The sequence below is a fragment of the Roseomonas sp. BN140053 genome (genome assembly GCF_047690175.1).
In the GTDB taxonomy this organism is placed as follows: domain Bacteria; phylum Pseudomonadota; class Alphaproteobacteria; order Acetobacterales; family Acetobacteraceae; genus Roseomonas.
On the sequence record NZ_JBLLEB010000024.1, the window covers coordinates 13,718 to 33,478 of the forward strand.

The window sequence follows — 19,761 nt, forward strand, 5'->3', positions numbered from 1 at the left end:
GTCAGGCCGCCGCGGCGGCTTTCTTGCGCGGCGCCGCGGCAAACTCTGCCACCACGTCGGCCAGGTGCCCGGCCTCCGCCAGCTTCAGCCCCTCCGGCGCACTCAGTGCCCGCCCGCCGCGCGCCACGCGGCGGGGCAGGGTGGCGGCGTTGAAGCCCAGCTTGGCCGCTTCCCGCAGCCGGGTTTCCATCTGCGACACCTGCCGCACCTCGCCGGACAGGCCAACCTCGCCGAAGAACACCATCCCCGGATCGGTGGGCCGGTCGGTGGCGGCGGACACCAGGGCCGCGGCCACGGCCAGGTCGGCGGCCGGCTCCGTCACCCGAAGGCCGCCGGCGATGTTCAGGTACACGTCGTTCTGGCCGAGGCTCATGCCGCAGCGGCTTTCCAGCACCGCCAGCAGCATGGAAAGCCGCCCGGAGTCCCACCCCACCACTTGCCGCCGCGGCGAACCGCCGGAGGAGGGCGAGAGCAGCGCCTGCACCTCCACCAGCACCGGCCGCGTGCCTTCCAGCCCGGCGAACACGGCGGAGCCGGACACGTTGCCGCGCCGCTCCGCCAGGAACAGGGCGGAGGGGTTGGGGACCTCCATCAGCCCGGCCTCGGTCATCTCGAAAACGCCGATCTCGTCCGTGGCGCCGAAGCGGTTCTTGGTGGCGCGCAGAATGCGGAACTGGTGGCCGCGGTCGCCTTCGAAATACAGCGTGGCATCCACCATGTGCTCCAGCACGCGCGGGCCAGCCAGCGTCCCTTCCTTGGTGACATGGCCCACCAGCACCAGGGCGAAGCCGCGCGACTTGGCGAGCCGCCCCAGCTCGGCGGCGCAGGCGCGCACCTGGGACACGGTGCCGGGGGCGCTGTCCAGGCTGTCCAGCCACACCGTCTGGATGGAGTCCATGATCACCAGCCCGACCTCGTGCTCGGCCTCCAGGCTGGCGATGATGTCGCGCAGCGAGGAGGCTGCTGCGAGGCCGAGCGGCGATTCCGCCACCCCCAGCCGCAGCGCCCGCATCCGCACCTGCTCCACCGCCTCCTCGCCCGACACGTAGAGGGTGCGCCGCCCGGCCGTGGCCACCTTGGCGGCCGCCTGCAGCAGCAGCGTGGACTTGCCGATGCCGGGATCGCCGCCCACCAGCACCACGGAGCCCGGCACGAAGCCGCCGCCCAGCACGCGGTCCAGCTCGGCGATGCCCACCACCGTGCGGGCCGGCGGGGCGGCACGGCCCTTCAGTTCCACGAACTCCACCTTGCGGCCGCCCAGGGTCTTGCCGGCGGGACCGGGAGTGCGCGCTTCCACCACCTCCTCGGCCAGGGTGTTCCAGGAACCGCAGCCCTCGCACTTGCCCTGCCATTTCGGGTGCACGGTGCCGCAGGACTGGCAAACGAAGCGGGCTACGGGCTTGGCCATCAGCACCTTCCGGGACGAAACGGGAACATAACACCGGATATTTGGCCGCGACCACCGCCTGTTTGAAGCGCCGCCGTGGCAACGCGGCCCGGGCGACGCCGGCCCCGGCGCCGCGCCCGCCGCAGGTCGCGCGACGCGGAAAGCACCGCCGCAACGACGCCCTGCTGCGGATCGCACGACCGGGAATGGACCACCGCGACGCCGTGCCTGCTGCGCACCAGCGATGCGGAACAGGCGGCTGCGAGGCCGCACCCGCCGCGGATCAGTCCCCTGCGGCGCCGCACCCACCCCATGCAGGACCGGCCGCCGCGGCGCGGCAAGCGGCGCCGTTCATCCCGTGTTGACCGCTGGGGCGCCAGGATGCCCGCGGCAGGATGAAGGCCGAGCCTGAATGGAGTCCGCGTTGCTTCCCCGGGAAACGCTGCCGCGGCGCGCGATGCTGGCGCTGCCGTGGCTGGGCATGCCGCCCGCCCGGGCTGCCGCGGCACCCCTGCGCGTCAACGGCGGCGGCAGCGCCCTGGCCACGATGCGGCGGATCGGGGCCGGCTTCGCCCGCACGGAAGGCGGCGTGGCGCTGGAGATCGGGCCCTCCCTGGGCGGGGTCGGCGGGCTGGACGCGTTGCTGGACGGCCGGCTGGACGCGGTGCTCAGCGCCCGGCCGCTGAACACCTGGCACGGGGCGCGCGGGCTGACCGCCATGACCTATGCCCGCAGCGCGCTCGTGTTCGCCACCCATCCCGGCGTCGCGGCGGAGGGGGTGACGCAGGAAGAAGCGGGGCGGATCCTGGCCGGGACGCTGCGCTTCTGGCCGGACGGCTCGCCCATCCGGGTGGTGCGGCGCTCGGCCAAGGACATGGACACCGTGCTGCTGCGGACGCAGCTGCCAACCCTCGGCCCGGCGCTGGCCGCGCTGGCGGAACGCCCCGGCCTGCTCACCGCCGGCAATGCCGAGGAAAATGCCGACACGCTGGAACAGCTCCCCGGCTCCTTCGGCATCCTCCCGCTCGGCCAGATCGCGGCGGAAGGGCGGCGATTGCGGCCCCTGGCCCTGGACGGGGTGGCACCGGGCCTGACCAGCAGCAACACGGGCCGCTACCCCGCCGTGAAGACCTTCCAGCTGGTGCTGCGGGCCGACGCGCCGCCCGCCGCCCTGCTGCTGCGCGACTACCTGGCGGGGCCGGAAACCCACGCCCTGCTGGAAAGCCTGTCGCAGGGGAGCCCCTGGGTATGAGCCACGCCGGAGGGTTGTTCCGGGCGGCGCCGCGCTCGCCGGAGGTGGAAGCGAGCCTGGCCCGGGCGGTGAGCGCCTTCGCGCTGGCGGTTGCCGTGGCCCTGGCGCTGGCCGTGCCGGTGATCCACCACCTGTCCGGACGCGCCCTGCTGCAGGCCGAGCTGCGGGCCTACGGCCAGGTCGAGAGCGTGCTGGTGTCGGAAGCCATCAGCCGCAACCCGGAACTGTGGCGCTATGAGCGCGGGCGGATCGAGGGGCTGCTGGCGATCGGGCAGGCGCAGCCGGAGGTGCCGGTGCAGCGGCGCGTGGTGGACTCCGCAGGCAGCACGGTGGCCGAGATACCGGCCGACCTCGCGGGCCCCTTGTTCACGCTGCAGCTGCCGCTCTACGACTCCGGGCACCCGGTGGGCACGCTGGAAGTGACGCGCTCGCTGATGCCGCTGCTGCGCTCCACCGTGCTGGTGTCGCTGCTGTCGCTGGCACTGGGGCTGGCCGCCTTTCTGGGGCTGCGCTTCGCGCCGATGCGGCTGCTGCGGCGGGCGCTGATCCATGCCGCCCACCTGTCCACCCACGACGCCCTGACCGGCCTGCCGAATCGGGTGCTGTTCCGCGACCGGCTGGCCCTGGCCCTGGCGGCCGCCCGGCGGCAGCCGGGCAGCGGCGTGGCCGTGCTCTGCCTGGACCTGGTCCACCTCAAGGAGGTGAACGAGTCGCTGGGGCAGGCGGCGGGGGACGACCTGCTGTGCCAGGTCGCCGCCCGGCTGCGGGCCACCCTGCGCGACGCCGATACCCTGGCACGGCTGGGCAGCGACGAATTCGCCGTGGTGCAGCCCATCACCCGCCAACCGGCGGAAGCGGAAGCCCTGGCGAGGCGGCTGATCGAGCGCCTGGACGCGCCCTTCATGCTGGACGGCATGCCGGTGTCCATCGGCATCAACATCGGCCTGTCCATGGCCGAGGGCGAGGCGGGCGTGGAGCCGGAGCGGCTGCTGCGCGAGGCCGACCTCGCCCTGGGCCGCGCCAAGGAGGACGGGCGCGGCGCCTGGCGCTTCTTCGCCACCGGCATGGACGCCGCCTTGCGCACCCGCAAGGTGCTGGAAGCCGACCTGCGGCGCGCCATGGGACGGGGCGAGTTCCGCCTGCACTTCCAGCCGCAGGTGGCGCTGGAGGACGGCGCGGTGACCGGGGCCGAGGCGCTGCTGCGCTGGCGCCACCCCGAGCGCGGCACCGTGCCGCCCGACCTGTTCATCCCGCTGGCGGAGGAAACCGGGCTGATCGTGCCGATCGGCGCCTGGGTGCTGCGCGACGCCTGCCGCCAGGCGATGGGCTGGCCGCGGCCGCTGCGCGTGGCGGTCAACGTGTCGCCGGCGCAGTTCCGCCACGGCCGGCTGGTGGACGAGGTGGCCGCGGCACTGGAGGAAAGCGGCCTGCCGCCGTCGCGGCTGGAGCTGGAGATCACCGAGAGCCTGCTGCTGCAGGACACCCCCGACACCCTGCTGACCCTGGAACGGCTGCGCCGGCTGGGCATTTCCGTCGCCATGGACGATTTCGGCACCGGCTACTCGTCGCTGGGCTCGCTGCGGAAGTTCCGCTTCGACAAGATCAAGATCGACCGCTCCTTCATGGCCTCGCTGGGCGAGGACCCGCAGGCGGTCGCCATTATCCGGGCGGTGATCGGCATGGGCCGCGCCCTGGGCGTCCGCACCAACGCCGAAGGCGTGGAAAGCGAAGCCCAGGCGACCCGGCTGCGCCTGGAAGGCTGCGAGGAAGGCCAGGGCTACCTGTTCGGCCGCCCCATGGAAGGCGACGCCTTCGCCGCCCTGCTGCTGCAACCCGAAGGCGCCGAGGCCGCCTGATCGCGCCGGTCCGGCTGACGGGGGCGGGGCTTCGGGCTGGTGGTGTCGTTGGTTCCTGAGTGTGCAGGCCGTGGCCAGGGGCGCTGCCCCTGGACCCCAGGGCAAAGGCGAAGCCTTTGTCCCGAGCCGGGGAGTTTAAACTCCCCGGACCCCACGTTGAGTGCCTCCGGTGGGGGCGGGTTGGACGGCATTGTCGATGATGACCGACGTGGGCCATCCCGCCCCCGCCGGAGGCACTCATGAGGTCGAGGAGCCTAAGCTCCTCGCGGGGTGTCCAGAGGGGCGGCGTCCCTCTGGCCCAGGCCCAAACACTCAGGACCAACCGGCACCACCAGTCCCGAAGCCCCCGCAACCCTCAGCGGAAGCGGCTCAGGCCGGCGCGCAGGCTGCCGTCGGGGTCGGACAGCAGGTTCTCGCGCAGGAACAGGTCGATCAGCACTAAGTTGACGTTGAACTTCACCGTGTCGCCGTCGCGCACGGCGTCCAACACCCGGGCCGCCGGCCAGAGCTCGAAGCGCTCCACCTCGTCGTCGTTGGGGCGGGGCTGGAAATCCTCGGGCAGCTCCAGGTCGAAGCAGTGCAGCACGTCGCGGCGCAGCCCTTCCTCGTTCAGCATGACGTAGGAAATCTGCCCGACAGGGCGCGCCCGGGCGGCCAGTTCCGGGGGCACGGAGGCTTCCTCGCCCGCTTCCTTCAGCAGCGTGTCCCAGGGGGACAGCCCCGCCGGCACGCCGCCGGCCACGATGTTGTCCAGCTGGCCAGGCGCCACCGCCTTGTTGCGCGCCCGCCAGCCCACCCACAGGTGCAGCCCGTCCGCCCGGCGCACCAGGCCGTTGCAGTGCGCCCCGCGGCTGAGGATGCCCAGCGGCGCCACGGCACCGCGGTCGATCCGGGCCAGCGCCTCCGCCTCGGGGGCCGGGCGGACGTCGAAGGCTTCGCAGCGCAGGCGGAACAGCCCCCGGGCCGCCAGGCTGGCGGCGATCCCGGCCAGGGCCTCCGACCGGGAATCGGGCGTGTCCAGGGCGGGGTCCAGAGCTACGGCCTCCGCCGTAGCGTGCAGCCCCGGCAGGTCGCGCATGGCCGCGGCGATCGCCGGACGCAGCCAGCCGACGGGCTGCCCGCCCACGAGGAAGGGCAGGAGCCCCACGAAGGAGGGGAGGTTGTTGCAGGCGGCGATGTGGCGGGCAAAGGCGTCCATCCCCCGCAAATGCGGCGCGCCGGGCAGGGCTGCAACCGGGGCTGCTTCTCCCCGCGGGCCTCGGACCCCATCTTGCACCGGAACAGAACCGGACCTCTTCCAGCATGGCGTCGCCGCCCGACCGCGAACGCGGCCATTTCCAGACCCTGCGCTCCCTCGCGCCCTATCTGTGGCCCAAGAACGAGCCCGGCCTGCGCGCCCGGGTGGTGATCGCGTTGGGGCTGCTGGTGCTCGCCAAGGTCGCCAACGTGCTGGTGCCCATCGCCTACGCGCGCGCGGTGGACGCGCTGACGCCGCACCTGGGCAGCGGCGCCGCGGCCGGCACCATGGCAGTGGCCGTGGTACCGGTGGCGCTGGTGGTGGGCTACGGGCTGCTGCGCGTGGCGTCCTCCGCCTTCGGGGAGTTGCGCGACGCGGTGTTCACCAAGGTGCAGGCCCGCGCCACCCGGCGCATCGCGCTGCAGGTCTTCCAGCACCTTCACGCGCTGTCCTTGCGCTTCCACCTGGACCGGCAGACCGGCGGCCTGTCCCGGGTGATCGAGCGCGGCACGCGCGGCATCACCTTCGTGCTCGACTTCATGCTGTTCAACATCGTGCCCACGCTGTTCGAGATCCTGCTGGTGGCGGGCATCCTGTGGAAGCTGTTCTCCTTCTCCTTCGCGGCGGTGACGCTGGTCACCATCGGGCTCTACATCACCTTCACGCTGATGTTCACCGACTGGCGGCTGCGCTTCCGGCGGGAAATGAACAGCACCGACCAGGAGGCCAACACCAAGGCGGTGGACAGCCTGCTGAACTTCGAGACGGTGAAGTATTTCGGCAACGAGGCGCACGAGGAGCGCCGCTACGACAGCTCGCTGGAACGCTACGAGCGCGCCTATGTCCGCTCCGAGGTCACGCTCAACGCGCTGAACATGGGCCAGGCGGCGGTGATCGCGGTGGGGCTGACGGCGGTGATGCTGATGGCCGCCAACGGCGTCGCCGCGGGGCGGATGAGCGTGGGCGACTTCGTGCTGGTGAACACCTACCTAATCCAGCTCTACCTGCCGCTGAACTTCCTGGGCTTCGTGTACCGCGAGATGAAGCAGGGCCTAACCGACATGGAGGCCATGTTCACCCTGATGCGCGAGGAGCGCGAGGTGGCCGACATCCCCGGCGCGCAGCCGCTGCCCGCCGGCCCCGGCGAGGTGCGCTTCGAGGACGTGCATTTCGGCTACCGCCCGGACCGCGAGATCCTCAAGGGCGTCAGCTTCACCGTTCCCCCCGGCCGCACGCTGGCCATCGTCGGGCCGACGGGGGCGGGCAAGTCCACCGTGTCACGCCTGCTGTTCCGCTTCTACGACGCCTGGTCCGGCCGCGTGGTGATCGACGGCCAGGACGTGCGCGAAGCGACGCAAGCCAGTGTGCGCGCCGCGATCGGCGTGGTGCCGCAGGACACCGTGCTGTTCAACGACACCATCCGCTACAACATCGCCTACGGACGCCCCGGCGCCTCGCAGGAGGAGGTTGAGGCGGCCGCCCGGCTGGCGCAGGTGCACGACTTCGTCATGCGCTTGCCCGACGGCTACGACACCACCGTGGGCGAGCGCGGGCTGAAGCTGTCGGGCGGCGAGAAGCAGCGCGTGGCCATCGCCCGCACCATCCTGAAGGACCCGCGCATCCTGATCCTGGACGAGGCGACCTCGGCCCTGGACACCCGCACGGAGCAGGAAATCCAGGCGGCGCTGCGCGGCGTGTCGCGCGGCCGCACCACCGTGGTGATCGCGCACCGCCTGTCCACCGTGGTGGAGGCGGACGAGATCATGGTGCTGCAGGAAGGCCGCGTGGCCGAGCGCGGCACCCACGCCGCGCTGATCGCCGCCGACGGCCTCTACGCCCAGATGTGGCGCCGGCAGTCCGAGGCGGTGGCGGCGGCGGAAGCCGCGGCGGCCATCGGCGCGGAGGCGGACCTGCTGACGCCGCGCGACCCGGCCTCGACGCGCGACCGCCTCGGGTCTTCCGCCGCGGTGCCGGCGTGACCATCTGCCGCCAAACAGCGAGGGAGCCCCGCTAGATGCCTTCCGATTCCCAGGGGTCCGGCAACCAGCTGCCCGGCGCCGACGGCATGACGCCGGAGGACCTGAGCCACGCAGGTTCCGTGGTGGACAAGGCGGTGGAATACATGACCGGGCAGAACATCGCCCCAATCTCCATCGCCTCGGCGCTGCTGGGCGGGGCGCTGGACCTGATGTCGCGCTCCATGGAGGACCGCGCCATCCTGCGCGTGCTGCGCTCCGCCGTGGATTCGGTGGAAAGCGGCGAACTGCGCGCCATGCAGCAGCCGCGCCCGTCCTGAACGATCCGGCTTCCTGAACGGCCCGGCTTCCCGAACGGTCGGGCCGCGCCCGGACGGCCCGGCTGCCCTGCCGCTCGTGACTTGACGAAGGGCGGGTGGCTAGGCCATACGCCCGCCTTCCTGTTTCAGACCCGTTTCTGCTTTTCCAGAGGTTTTCGCCATGTCCCGCCGCTGCGACATCACCGGCAAGGGCGTGCTGACCGGCAACAACGTCAGCCACGCCAACAACAAGACGCGCCGGCGCTACCTGCCCAACCTGCAGCAGGCGTCCTTCTTCTCCGACGTGCTGGGCACGGCGGTGCAGATGCGGCTGTCAACCAACGGCATCCGCACGGTGGAGCACAATGGCGGCCTCGACGCCTTCCTGCTCGGCACCCCTGACCGCAAGCTGATCGGCGAGGCGCTGACCCTGAAGCGCCGCATCGAGCGCGCCCAGGCCAAGAAGCAGGCGGCCTGACCGCCTCTTAGCACTTCCTTGAGCGGCCCCTGCTAGAAGCAGGGGCATGGACCTCGCGGCACCCTTCGCGCTGCCGCTCCTGCTGTGCTTCCTGGTGATGCTGGGGCTCGCCGCGGTCTGCATCCTGCAGGCCCGGCGCGCCCGCGTCGCATCCGCCGCCCAGGCAGAGCTGGGGCGCCTCGCCGCCGATCGCAGCCGGCGGCTGAGCCTGCTGGCGCGGGAAATCGCGCAGCCCGGCCTCGTGCTGCTGGGCATTGCCGACCGGCTGGACGGCGCCCCCGAAGGCGCCTGGCGCGACAGCGTGCCGGCCCTGCGCGGCGAAGCGGCCCGGCTGCTGCAACTCTCCGACGAGATTTCCGACGAGCTGGCGGCCCAGTCCCAGGGTCGGGCGCTGCACCTGCGCGAGGAAGCCCTGTCCCTGTCCGCCCTGCTGGACCAGGCGATGGACGAGGTGCGCCGCCCCTTGGGCGAGGGGGCGCGCCACTGGCAGGCCGCGCCGGAACTGGCGGATGTGCAGGTGATGGGCGACCGCCGCGCCCTGGGCCGTGCCCTGGTGCAGGTGCTGGCCCGCGCCGTGCGCGACACCGGCCCGGGCGATTGCATTTCCCTGCGCGTGGTGCGCGGCCCCGATGCCCTGGCCCTGGTGGTGGAGGATGAGGGCGCCGGCATGCCGCCGGGCGACCTCGGCGCCGGCCTGCCGGGCGGCAGCGGCACGCGCGGCCTGGCACTGGGGCTGGCCACGGCGCGCGACCTGGTGCGGGCGCATGGCGGCGACCTGCAGGTGGAAGCGGCGGCGGGCATCGGCACCCGCGCCTGGCTGACCTTTCCCCTGTCGCGGATCGTCCCGGCCCCGCCCTGACGCGGCGCCGGGCGGGACGGCGCCCCGTTCAGCCCGCCACGGTGGCAGGGTCGGTGTTGGCGCCGCACACCACCACCCCGACGCGCGCCCCCGCCGGCGGCACCCAGCGGCCGCTCAGCAGGGCGGCCAGGGCCGCGGCGCCGCCGGGCTCGCTGACCAGCCGGCAGGCGGACCACAACCGGCGCTGGGCCTCGCGGATGGCCTCGTCCGGCACCAGCACGGCAGTGCGGATCTGCTTCTGTGCCACCGCGAACATCAGCTGCCCGACCTGCCGCGGCCCCAGGCTGTCGGCGGCGATGCCGCCCACCGGGCTGTCCACCGGCTCCCCGGCCGCCAGCGCGCGGAACAGGGTGGGGCAGCCTTCCGGCTCCACGCTCACCACCTCGCAACCGCTGCCGGCGTACCATGCCGCCATGCCGCCGATCAGCCCGCCGCCGCCGGTGGCCACCAGCACATGGGTCAGCTCCGGCGCGTCGGCCTCCAACTCCAGCGCCACCGTGCCCTGGCCGGCCAGCACCTCGGGCTGGTCATAGGCGTGCACGGACAAGGCGCCGGTTTCGGCCATCCGCGCCTCGCTGGCGGCCAGCGCCTCGGCATAGGTGCTGCCGATCTGCACCAGCGCCGCCCCGGCCTCGCGGATGCGGGCGACCTTGGCGGGGGAGGAGATGGTGGGCACGAAGATCTCGCCCCGGACGCCCAGCACCTGCGCGGCATGTGCCACCGCGGCGCCGTGGTTGCCGCCGGAGGCCGCGATCACCCCCGCCGCCGGCAGCGGCGCGGAGAGCATGCGGTTGAAGGCACCGCGCGGCTTGAAGGAACCGGTGCTCTGCAGCAGCTCCAGCTTCAGTACCACCTCGCCGATCGCCGGGGACAGGCCCAGCGCCGCGGGGGCGAGCCGCAGGATCGGGGTGCGGCGGACATGCCCGGCGATCCGGGTGGCGGCGGCCTGGATATCGGTGCGGCTGATCATGGCGGCACAGGTGCCAGGGGTGCGCGGGATGGGCAACCGCCGGTTGGTGGAGGGCAGGGCCGCGGGCCCGCCGGGGCGGGGGAGGCGGGGGCGGCGCCGCGGCGGCCCCCCTTCCCCTCGGCGCCGCCGCTTGCCATGAACGCAGCGTGACCCAACCGTTACCCGACCCGTCCGCCGGTCCGACGCGCCTCCAGCACGGCAGCTGCGCCGCGCTGGACGGGGTGGGCGTGCTGCTGCTGGGTCCCTCCGGGGCGGGCAAGTCGGACCTGCTGCTGCGGCTGCTCGGGGCGGGGTGGCGGCTGGTGGCGGACGACCAGGTTTCCCTGTCGCGGCGCGGCCCGGCCCTGGTGGCGGAAGCCCCGGCTGCGCTGCGCGGCATGATCGAGGTGCGCGGCCTGGGCCTGCTAGGCGGGCTGGAAGCGGCGGCGGCGCCGCTCGGCCTGGCGGTGGACTGCGTGGCGCGGGACGCCGTGCCGCGCCTGCCGGAACCGCGCCGCTGGGAAGCCCTGGGCGCCGCGCTGCCACTGGTGGCGCTGCACCCGTTGGACGCTTCGGCGCCCGACAAGCTCGGCTTAGCCCTGCGCGCCGTGCGCGGGCGGGTCGCCTGCACCGCCGGGGCCTTCGCGCCGGCATGAGCGACCCCTCCCTCCCGCCGGGCCCGGACGTGCCGCGGCGGCCCGTGGTGGTGGTCACCGGGCTGAGCGGCGCCGGCAAGCTATCCATCCTGCGGGTGCTGGAGGACCTGGGCTACGAGACGGTGGACAACCCACCGCTGTCGGTGCTGGGCAGCCTGATCACCGGACCGGGCGACACGCCGCTGGCCGTGGGCGTGGACGCCCGCTCGCGCGGCTTCGACGCCCAGGCGCTGATCACCGGTCTGGGCTCGCTGCGCGCGCGGCCGGAACTGGCGCTGGACCTGGTCTTTGCCACCGCCGACGAGGAAGCGCTGCTGCGCCGCTATTCCGAAACCCGGCGCCGCCATCCCATGGCCCCCGAGGGCGGCGCCGGCGGCGTGGCCACCGGCATCGCGCGGGAGATGGAGCTGATCCTGCCGCTGCGCGAGGCGGCGGACTGGGTGGTGGACACCACCGGCCTGCCGCTGCCCGAGCTGCGCCGCACCGTGGAGCGCCGCTTCCGCCTGCCCGCCGGGCCGGGCGCCTCGCCGCCCATGTCCGTGGCGGTGCGCTCCTTCGCCTTTCCGGCCGGCCTGCCGCGGGAAGCAGATCTGGTGTTCGATATGCGCTTCCTGCGAAACCCGCATTACGACCCCATATTGCGACCCATGACGGGGCAGGATGCCCCGGTGGCGGCCTTTATCGAGGCCGACCCTGATTTCGCCCTGTTCTGGGACCACATGACCGCGCTGCTGAACCCGCTGCTGCCCCGCTACGTCGCGGAGGGCAAGAAGTACCTGACGGTCGCCTTCGGCTGCACCGGCGGCAAGCACCGCTCCGTGTTCGCGGCCGAACGGCTGGCGGGGCACTTGCTGCGCCAGGGCTGGCACGTGGACCTGTCGCACCGCGAGTTGCGGCCGGGCGCCGTTGCGGCGCCGGAGAAGCGGCCGCAAGACGAGCCTGGTTCCGGTCCGGAAGGGCGGCGCGACGCCGCGGTCCGGACATGACGGGCCAGGCAAGCGTGACCGGGTTTCCCGGGGAGGGTGTCGTTCGATGATCGGCATGGTCCTGGTGACCCACGGGGCACTGGCGGAGGAGTTGCGCCTGGCGATGGAGCACGTCGTGGGACCCCAGAAGCACGTCAGCGCCCTGTGCATCGGGCCGGAGGACGACATGGAAACCCGCCGGGCCGAGCTGCGCGCCCGCGTCGCCGAGGCCCGCCAGGGCAGCGACGGCGTGGTGGTGCTGACCGACATGTTCGGCGGCAGCCCCGCCAACCTCGCCATCTCCATGCTGGACGAGGGCGACGTGGAGGTGATCGCGGGGGTGAACCTGCCGCTGCTGGTCAAGCTCGCCCGCCTGCGCGGCACCGAGCCGATGGCCGAGGCGGTGGCGCATGCCGTGGCCGCCGGGCGCAAATACCTCGGCACCGTGGCCGACCTGCGGTCCGGCCCCTATGCGGGCACGGCGAAGCCCGCCGCGCCGGGAGGCCAGTCATGAGCCTCTGGCCCCGCCGCTCCGCCGCAGTGCGGCCGGCCCACCCCGCGGAAGAACCCGCCGCGATCCGGCCGGTGCCGGCGCAGGAAGCCCGGCCCACGCCGCTTCCCGCCAGCCCGCCGCCCGCCCCGGAACCGCGCGCCGACGAGGCGCGCGGCGCGGTGCTGCGGCGCGACGTCGTGATTCCCAACAGCCGCGGCCTGCACGCCCGGGCCGCGGCCAAGCTGGTGACCCTGACCGAGCGCTTCTCCTGCTGCGTCAACATCCAGCGCGACGGGCAGAGCGTGCCGGCCTGTTCCATCATGGGGCTGATGATGCTGGGCGCGGGCAAGGGCAGCACCGTCACGGTCGAGGCCGAGGGCTGGGAAGCCCGCGAAGCCCTGGACGCGGTTACCGGCCTGATCGAGGCCGGGTTCCATGAAGACTGAAGGCAAGCCCAGCAAGCCGAGCGACAAGCCCGCCGAGGGCAAGCGCGTGCCCCGCCGCGGGCGGGAGCTGGTGGTGCGGGGCATCCCGATCTCCCCCGGCGTGGCGATCGGGCCGGTCTTCGACACCACCGAGAGCCCGGCCGAACCGCCGCGCCGCCAGATCAAGGCCGGCGAGGAGGAGGCGGAGAAGCAGCGCCTCGCGGCGGCGGTGGCGGCCTCGCGCAAGCAGGTCAACAAGCTCAAGGCCCGGCTTTCCGTGCTGCCCGAGGAAGCGCAGGGCGAGCTGGAACCGCTGCTGGACGCCTACGCGATGATGCTGGGGGAGTCCCGCCTGCTGCGCGGCGCCCGCAAGCGCATCGAGGCGGAGCTGCTCTCGGCCGAAACCGCCGTGGTGGACGAGGCCATGGCCATCGCCGAGGCCATCATGGCCGCGCGCGACGACGACAAGGCCGGGCTCAAGCGCCGCGCCGGCGAGGTCTACGAGATCGCCCGCCGGCTGACGCGCAACCTCACCCATGCCGGCTTCCGCTCCTTCAAGGAGGTGCCGGAAGGCTCCATCCTGGTGGCGGAGGAGCTGACGCCGGCGGATGCGGCGCTGCTGGACCCCACGCGCATCGCCGGCGTCGCCACGGAGGAAGGCGGCGCCGACGGCCACACCGCCATCATGCTGCGCGCGCTCGGCATCCCCTCCGTGCTGGGCTGCCCCGGGCTGACCGAAGCCGCCCAGCGCGGCGACAAATGCGTGCTGGACGGCACGGAAGGCACGGTGGTGCTGCGCCCCAGCGAGGCCGCGCTCTCGGCCGGGCGGGAATCGCTCACCGCCCACGCCAAGGAACGCGGCCGGCTGGCCAAGCTGCGCCGCCTGCCCGCCGTTACCACCGACGGTGAGGCGGTGGATCTGCAGGCCAACCTGGAAATCCCGGCGGAACTGCCGCTGATCGCCCAGGCCGGCGCGCACGGCATCGGCCTGCTGCGCACGGAGTTCCTGTTCCTCAACCGCGACACCCTGCCGGACGAGGAAGCCCATTTCGAAGCCTATCGCCCCATCGTGGAAGCGATGCACGGCGACGAGGTGACCATCCGCGTCCTGGACTGGGGCGGCGAGAAGGACATGGAAGCCCTGGCGCAGGGCATGGGACCCACCCATTCCGGCACCAACCCGGCGCTGGGCCTGCGCGGCATCCGCATGCTGCTCAAGCGCCCCGAGCTGCTGGAGGTGCAGTTCGCCGCCATCCTGCGCGTCGCCGCCCTGGGCCCGGTGCGGGTGCTGCTGCCCATGGTCACCATCCCCGAGGAGGTGCAGCAGGCGCGCGAGATCTACGAGCGCGTCGCCCGCCGCCTGCGCCGCCGCACGGTGACACTGCCCGAGCGCATGCCGCCGCTGGGCGCCATGATCGAGACTCCCGGCGCCGCGCTGGCCGCCGACGCCATCGCGCTGGAGGCGGATTTCTTCGCCATCGGCACCAACGATCTGGCCATGTACACGCTGGCGGTGGACCGCGCGGAAACCGAGGTCGCGCATCTCTACGACCCGCTGCACCCCGCCGTGCTGCGCCTGATCCAGTTCGCCACCGAAGCCGCCCTGCGCCTGCGCATGCCCGTCTCGGTCTGCGGCGAGATGGGCGGCAACCCGCGGCTGGTGCCGCTGCTGCTGGGCCTCGGCCTGCGGTCACTGTCCATGAACGCCTCCGCCGTGCCGCGGGTGAAGCAGGCGGTGCGCAGCCTGAACATCGACGACTGCGCCCGCTTCGCCCGCCGCGTCATGGAACAATCCGACCCACGCCGCATCCAGCAGCTGGTCATGGGCTTCGGCACCGTCTCCGAAGACCGCAGCTGACGCCGCCCGGCTAATCCGGACGCGGGTCGCGGATGGTGCCGGGGTTAGGGCCGCGTGGTTCCGGTCGCTCTTGGATGTTCGGGCGTCGGCCAGGGGCGCTGCCCCTGGACCCCGCCGGGGAGTTACGAACTCCCCGGACCCCGCGTTGAGTGCCTCCGGCGGGGGCGGGATGATCCACGTCGGTCATGGCGGGCACCCTCGGCCATCCCGCCCCCGCCGGAGGCACTCATGAGGTCGAGGAGCCTAAGCTCCTCGCGGGGTGTCCAGAGGGGCAGAGCCCCTCTGGCCAAGGCCCGAATCTCCGAGACGAACCGAACCCAACGGACCTCGACCCCGGCACTATCCGCGGCCCGTGTCCGGATCAGCGCCGGGCGGCGACCAGCAACTCAGCGACGCTGCGAGCCAGGTCGTCCTGCTGGAAGGGCTTCTGCAGCACGGGGTGGTCGCGCGGGATCTTGTCCTGCTCGGCGTAGCCGGTGACCAGCAGCACCGGCAGCTGGGGCCGCAGCTGGCGGGCCTGCACGGCCAGCTCCGCCCCGGTCATTTCCGGCATCGCGAGGTCGGCCACCATCAGGTCGATGGTGGGATCGGAGCGCAGCAAATTCAGGGCGACGGTGCCGTTCTCGGCGCCGCGGGTGCGGTGGCCGAGGTCGTTCAGGAAGCCCAGGGTGACTTCCCGCACCGTGGGGTCGTCATCCACCACCAGGATGCAGCCGGCGCGGGCGTCGTCGGGGGTGGCGGCCTGGCTGCCGTCGTCCACCGCCTCCGCCGGGGCGGCGGAGCGGGGCAGGAACATCTCCACGCAGGTGCCCTCGCCGGGGGTGCTGCGGACCCGCACGGCGCCGCCGGCCTGGCGGCACAACCCGTAGACCATGCTCAGCCCCAGCCCGGTGCCCTTGCCGACCTCCTTGGTGGTGAAGAAGGGCTCGAAGACGCGGGCCAGCACCTCGGGCGTCATGCCGGTGCCGGTGTCGCACACGGACAGCACGGCGTAGTCGCCCGCCGCCAGCTCGCCTTCCTCCGCCTCCAGCCGGGCGTTGCGCGTGGCCAGCGTCAGCGTGCCGCCACCGGGCATGGCGTCGCGCGCGTTGATGCACAGGTTCAGCAGCGCCAGTTCCAGCTGGCCGGGGTCCACGGTGGCGGGCCACAGCTCGGGCGCTGGGGCGTGCCGCACCTGCACCGTGCCGCCCAGGCTGCGCGTGACCAGGTCGTCCATCCCGGCCACCAGCTGGTTCATGTCCACCGCGCGCATCGCCAGGTCGCGCTGGCGCGAAAAGGACAGCAGCCGCTGCGTCAGGGCGGAGCCGCGTTCCGCCGCCAGCGTCGCGTTGCGCAGCATGCGGTCCAGCCGGACGGGGTCGCCGGCATGGCGCGCGGCCAGATGCAGGCTGCCGAGGATGGCGGTGAGCAGGTTGTTGAAGTCGTGCGCGATGCCGCCGGCCATGGTGCCCAGCGCCTGCATCTTGTCGGCCTGGCGCAGCCGCGCTTCCAGGCGGCGGCTTTCCGTGACCTCGCGCTCCACCGAGACCAGGAATTCCGGCGCGCCACTGCCGGGGCGGATGGGGGTGCGGCTGACCTGCCACCAGCGCGGCTGGCCGTCGCTGCCGGGGCGTTCCTCCAGGGTCTCCTGCGCGGTGCCGCTGTTCATCGCCGCGGCTTCCGCCAGGGCCAGGGCGGCGGCGGCCTCGGGCGCCAGAAAGGCGGCCTCGCGCCGGCCCAGCGCCTGCGCCACCTCGGTGCCGAGCTCGGCGGCCTTGTGGGCGTTCAGCCGCACGAAGCGCCCCTGGGCGTCCTTGAAGCTCAGCGCGTCGGCGGAATTGTCCAGCAGCCCGCGCAGCAGCGCCTGCTCGGTTTCCAGCGCGCGGGTCAGCTGCCAGCGGGAATAGGCGCTGGCCACCATGGCGCGCAGCGCCGGCGGGTCCCAGGGCTTGGCCGAATAGCCGGCGATGCGCCCGTGGTTCAGCGCCGCCACCACCGCTTCCAGGTCGGCATAGCCGGTTAGCATCAGCGCCTCGGCCCGCGTCAGGTCGCGGGCGCGCGCCAGGAAGGCATCGCCGGTCAGGCCGGGCATGCGCTGATCGGACAGGATCACCGAAACGGTCTGCCCGCGTTCCAGCAGTGTCAGCGCGTCGAAGGGCGAGGTGGTGGCGAGGACCTCGTACTCGTCTTCCAGCAAGTCCTGGAGCGCGGTGAGGATTTCGGCCTCATCGTCGACGAGCAGGATGGTTCCCCGGGCCTCTTCGGGGAGAAGGCTGCTGCTCATGGCTCCTGTCTGACCGGAACGGAGATGGTGAAGCGGGCGCCGCCCCCCGGGCCCGTCCCTACCGAGATGGTGCCGTCATGGGCCTGCACGACGTTGTAGGCAATGGCCAGCCCCAGCCCAGTGCCGGAGCCGACGGGCTTGGTGGTGAAGAAGGGCTCGAAGATCCGCTCCATCAGGCTGTCCGGCACGCCGGGGCCAGTGTCGGTGATCTCGATCTCGTAGCGCTCGGCATCGTCGCGCGTGGTGATAGTGACGGTGCCGAAGCCCTCGATCGCATCCGCCGCATTGCCGACGATGTTCATCACCACCTGGTTCAGCAACCCCGGCGAGCAGACCAGCTCCGGCGTCGCGTCGTAGTGCCGCTCCACCGTGATGCGGTCGGACAGCTTGTGGGTCAGCAGCGCCAGCACCGTGTCCACGGCTTCCGGCACGTTGACGCGCTGGAAGCCGCCGGCATCGAGGCGGGAGAACTTCCGCAGGTTGAGCACGAGGTCCTGGATGCGCTTCAGCCCCAGCGCCATGGACTGCGACCGCTGCCGCGCCTTGAGCGTCAGCGGCCCCAGCGCCGGGTCGGCCGCGGTCTGGTCGCCGATCTGCCCCAGCAGCCGCTCCACCGTGTTCTGGTGGCCGAGGATAAAGGCCAGCGGGTTGTTGATCTCGTGCGCCAGCCCCGCCACCAGCTCACCCAGCGAGGCCATCTTGGCCGCCTGCACCAGCTTGGCCTGGGTGTCGCGCAGCTGGTGGTTGGCGGCTTCCAGCTCGGCATTGGTGCGCGCCAGGGCCTCGGCCGCGGCGGCCTCGGCATGGGCGCGCTCCACCGCGCGCTCGCGCTCGCGCAGCTCGGCATCGATGCGGCGGTTCTCGTCCTGCAGCAGCTTGCGGCGCACCACCGCGCGCAGCCGCAGCCGCAGCGCCTCGGCCTGCTGGGTGCCGGGAACCAGGTCGTCCGCCCCGGCCTCGAAGACCTGGGCCGGCAGGGCGGAGCCGTCGGCGCCGTCGCCGTCCAGCGCAATGATCGGGAAGGACGGGCCATCGCCGCCCGTGCCGCGGCGGCCGTCCAGGGCGCGGCATAGCGCCAGCCCGTCGAAGCCGATGTTCTCCAGCTCCACCACCACCCCATCCGGCGGGGTGGCCAGGGAAGCCAGCGCAGCCTCCGGCCCGGCGGCCGCATCCACCGAGAAACCGTCCTGTTCCAGCAGCCCGGCCAGCCGGGTGCGGCGGGGGGCGTCGTCATCCACCAGCAGGATGCGGGCGCGGCGGAAGGCGGTGCCGGACACGTTGCGCGGCGTTTGCTCGCCGCGGCGCAGCAGGGCCTTGATGCGCAGCAGCAGCAGGTCGCGCTCGGCCGATTTGGGCACATAGGCGTCGGCGCCGCTTTCCAGCCCCTGGCGTTCCAGCTCCCGCTCGTCAGTCAGCATCAGCACGGGGATGCCGCGGGTGCGGACATTCATGCGGATCTGGCGCGACAATTCGTCGCCGTTCATGCCCGGCAGGTGGAAATCCGCGATCACCAGCGCCGGGACGTATTCGTTCAGCGCTTCCAGCGCGGCTTCGGCGGTGGCAACGCGGCGCACGGCGAAGCCCTGGGTTTGCAGCATGCGACGCAGTTGCAGCGCCTGGGTCTCGGAGTCCTCCACCAGCAGGATGTCCGAGGGGGCGGCCGCCACCGGCGCGGCGTTGCCCACCAGCGGATCGGCGGTCACGACGCCACCGCCCGCAGCAGGCGCGGCGCCACCATCTCCAGCGGCAGGCTGGCGGAGGAGGCGCCGAGGCGCTGCGCCACCCCCGGCATGCCGTAGACCACGGCGGTGCTCTCGTGCTCGGTGATGCACAGGCCGCCGGCGCGGCGCAGCGCCAGCAGGCCCAGCGCGCCGTCCTCGCCCATGCCGGTCAGCAGCACGCCCATGCCGCGGGCGCCGGCATGCTCGGCCAGGGACTGGAACAGCACGGTGGCGGCGGGGCGCTGGCCGCCCACCGGGGCTTCGGCGGACACCCGCAGGTGGCCGGTGGCGGTCAGCGACAGGTGCCGGTCGCCCGGCGCGACGTGGACCTGGCCGGGCTGCGGCACGGCGCCGTCGCGCGCCAGACCGACGCTGAGCGGCACCAGCCCGTCCAGCCAGGAGGCGAAGCCTTCCATGAAGGGTGCGCCCATGTGCTGCACCAGCAGGATCGGCAGGGGATAATCCGCCGGCAGGCCGCCCAGCACCCGCGCCAGCGCCGGCGGGCCGCCGGTGGAAGCCGCCATGCCCAGGATCGACGGCCGCACGGCGGGCACCGCGGCCGCCGGCGCCCCGGTCGCCAGGGAACCCGGCGCGAGGGCGCCCGGAATGGCATCGCCTGCCCGGCGCAGCCCCAGCGGCGCGCCCAGGGCGCGGCGGCGGATCACCGGCACCTGGCTCATGATGAAGAGCTGGGTGCAGATCGTGTCGGCGATGGTCTCGTAGGACCCGCTGCTGAGCCCCACCGGCTTTTCCACCACCGCCAGGGCGCCGGAGCGCAGCGCGTTCATGGACATGCGCGACGCGTCGCCCACGGCCTCGGCCACCACCACGATGGGGGTGGGCTGTTCCGCCATGATGCGGCGGGTGGCTTCCAGCCCATCGATCCCGGGCAGGCGGATATCCATGGACACCACGTCCGGCCGCACCCGCGACATCTCCCGCAGCGCTTCCTCGGCCGAGCCCACGGCGGCGGCCAGCACCAGCCGCGGGTCGCGCGCCACGATATGGGCGAGCAGCTGCCGCACCACGAGGCTGTCTTCCACGATCATCACCCGCACCGGGCGGGGCTGGGGCAGCGGCGGCGCGC

The 19,761-nt window shown here is 73.1% G+C and carries 17 protein-coding genes; 11 read left to right on the forward strand and 6 right to left on the reverse strand.

Annotated features, from left to right (window positions below; translation table 11 throughout):
• Position 1: 1 nt before the first annotated feature.
• The gene (gene radA / locus ACLIBK_RS18275) at positions 2-1,408 is read right to left on the reverse strand and encodes a DNA repair protein RadA (protein WP_415388724.1); all 1,407 of its coding nucleotides are present in this window, start codon (positions 1,406-1,408) and stop codon (positions 2-4) included.
• 391 nt (positions 1,409-1,799) lie between these two features.
• Between radA and ACLIBK_RS18280 the strand changes: the two genes are divergently transcribed.
• Complete coding sequence (locus ACLIBK_RS18280; protein WP_415388725.1) at positions 1,800-2,639, forward strand: PstS family phosphate ABC transporter substrate-binding protein; 840 nt, start codon at positions 1,800-1,802, stop codon at positions 2,637-2,639.
• Positions 2,636-4,495, forward strand: a complete 1,860-nt coding sequence (locus tag ACLIBK_RS18285) for a putative bifunctional diguanylate cyclase/phosphodiesterase (RefSeq protein ID WP_415388726.1) — start codon at positions 2,636-2,638, stop codon at positions 4,493-4,495. The genes ACLIBK_RS18280 and ACLIBK_RS18285 overlap by 4 nt, the downstream gene beginning before the upstream one ends.
• A gap of 355 nt (positions 4,496-4,850) precedes the next feature.
• Here ACLIBK_RS18285 and ACLIBK_RS18290 read toward each other — a convergent pair whose 3' ends face one another.
• Entirely contained in the window at positions 4,851-5,693 is an 843-nt protein-coding gene (locus ACLIBK_RS18290) for a DUF4743 domain-containing protein (protein ID WP_415388727.1), read from the reverse strand.
• 104 nt (positions 5,694-5,797) lie between these two features.
• Between ACLIBK_RS18290 and ACLIBK_RS18295 the strand changes: the two genes are divergently transcribed.
• From ACLIBK_RS18295 to ACLIBK_RS18310, 4 genes are all read left to right on the forward strand, one after another.
• A complete protein-coding gene (locus ACLIBK_RS18295; protein WP_415388728.1) occupies positions 5,798-7,711 on the forward strand; it encodes an ABCB family ABC transporter ATP-binding protein/permease in 1,914 nt (637 codons plus the stop codon).
• A gap of 35 nt (positions 7,712-7,746) precedes the next feature.
• Positions 7,747-8,028 carry a hypothetical protein gene (locus ACLIBK_RS18300; RefSeq protein ID WP_415388729.1) on the forward strand — a complete coding sequence of 94 codons (282 nt, stop codon included), beginning with the start codon at positions 7,747-7,749 and terminating at the stop codon, positions 8,026-8,028.
• Between the two features lie 160 nt (positions 8,029-8,188).
• Complete coding sequence (gene rpmB / locus ACLIBK_RS18305; protein ID WP_415388730.1) at positions 8,189-8,485, forward strand: 50S ribosomal protein L28; 297 nt, start codon at positions 8,189-8,191, stop codon at positions 8,483-8,485.
• A 46-nt stretch (positions 8,486-8,531) separates the two neighbouring features.
• Positions 8,532-9,344, forward strand: coding sequence for a sensor histidine kinase (locus ACLIBK_RS18310; RefSeq protein ID WP_415388731.1), 813 nt, complete (start codon positions 8,532-8,534; stop codon positions 9,342-9,344).
• 28 nt (positions 9,345-9,372) lie between these two features.
• Here the strand turns inward: ACLIBK_RS18310 and ACLIBK_RS18315 are convergent, their stop codons facing one another.
• Positions 9,373-10,314, reverse strand: coding sequence for a threonine/serine dehydratase (locus ACLIBK_RS18315; protein WP_415388732.1), 942 nt, complete (start codon positions 10,312-10,314; stop codon positions 9,373-9,375).
• A 146-nt stretch (positions 10,315-10,460) separates the two neighbouring features.
• Between ACLIBK_RS18315 and ACLIBK_RS18320 the strand changes: the two genes are divergently transcribed.
• From ACLIBK_RS18320 to ptsP, 5 genes are all read left to right on the forward strand, one after another.
• Complete coding sequence (locus ACLIBK_RS18320; RefSeq protein ID WP_415388733.1) at positions 10,461-10,949, forward strand: HPr kinase/phosphorylase; 489 nt, start codon at positions 10,461-10,463, stop codon at positions 10,947-10,949.
• Positions 10,946-11,935 (forward strand): RNase adapter RapZ, encoded by a 990-nt coding sequence (gene rapZ, locus ACLIBK_RS18325; protein WP_415388734.1) that lies wholly within the window; start codon positions 10,946-10,948, stop codon positions 11,933-11,935. The genes ACLIBK_RS18320 and rapZ overlap by 4 nt, the downstream gene beginning before the upstream one ends.
• 46 nt (positions 11,936-11,981) lie before the next feature.
• Positions 11,982-12,428 carry a PTS sugar transporter subunit IIA gene (locus tag ACLIBK_RS18330; RefSeq protein WP_415388735.1) on the forward strand — a complete coding sequence of 149 codons (447 nt, stop codon included), beginning with the start codon at positions 11,982-11,984 and terminating at the stop codon, positions 12,426-12,428.
• Positions 12,429-12,586: 158 nt separating this feature from the next.
• On the forward strand, positions 12,587-12,853 hold the full coding sequence (locus ACLIBK_RS18335; protein ID WP_415388766.1) for an HPr family phosphocarrier protein: 267 nt from the start codon (positions 12,587-12,589) through the stop codon (positions 12,851-12,853).
• Complete coding sequence (ptsP, locus tag ACLIBK_RS18340; RefSeq protein ID WP_415388736.1) at positions 12,843-14,690, forward strand: phosphoenolpyruvate--protein phosphotransferase; 1,848 nt, start codon at positions 12,843-12,845, stop codon at positions 14,688-14,690. The genes ACLIBK_RS18335 and ptsP overlap by 11 nt, the downstream gene beginning before the upstream one ends.
• Before the next feature lie 361 nt (positions 14,691-15,051).
• Here ptsP and ACLIBK_RS18345 read toward each other — a convergent pair whose 3' ends face one another.
• Genes ACLIBK_RS18345 through ACLIBK_RS18355 form a run of 3 tightly spaced genes read right to left on the reverse strand, consistent with a single transcriptional unit; the run spans position 15,052 to position 19,723 of the window.
• On the reverse strand, positions 15,052-16,953 hold the full coding sequence (locus ACLIBK_RS18345) for a response regulator (protein WP_415388737.1): 1,902 nt from the start codon (positions 16,951-16,953) through the stop codon (positions 15,052-15,054).
• Positions 16,950-18,656 (reverse strand): response regulator, encoded by a 1,707-nt coding sequence (locus tag ACLIBK_RS18350; RefSeq protein WP_415388738.1) that lies wholly within the window; start codon positions 18,654-18,656, stop codon positions 16,950-16,952. Before ACLIBK_RS18350 ends, ACLIBK_RS18345 begins: the two co-directional genes overlap by 4 nt.
• Entirely contained in the window at positions 18,653-19,723 is a 1,071-nt protein-coding gene (locus ACLIBK_RS18355) for a chemotaxis protein CheB (protein WP_415388767.1), read from the reverse strand. Before ACLIBK_RS18355 ends, ACLIBK_RS18350 begins: the two co-directional genes overlap by 4 nt.
• Positions 19,724-19,761: the final 38 nt, after the last annotated feature.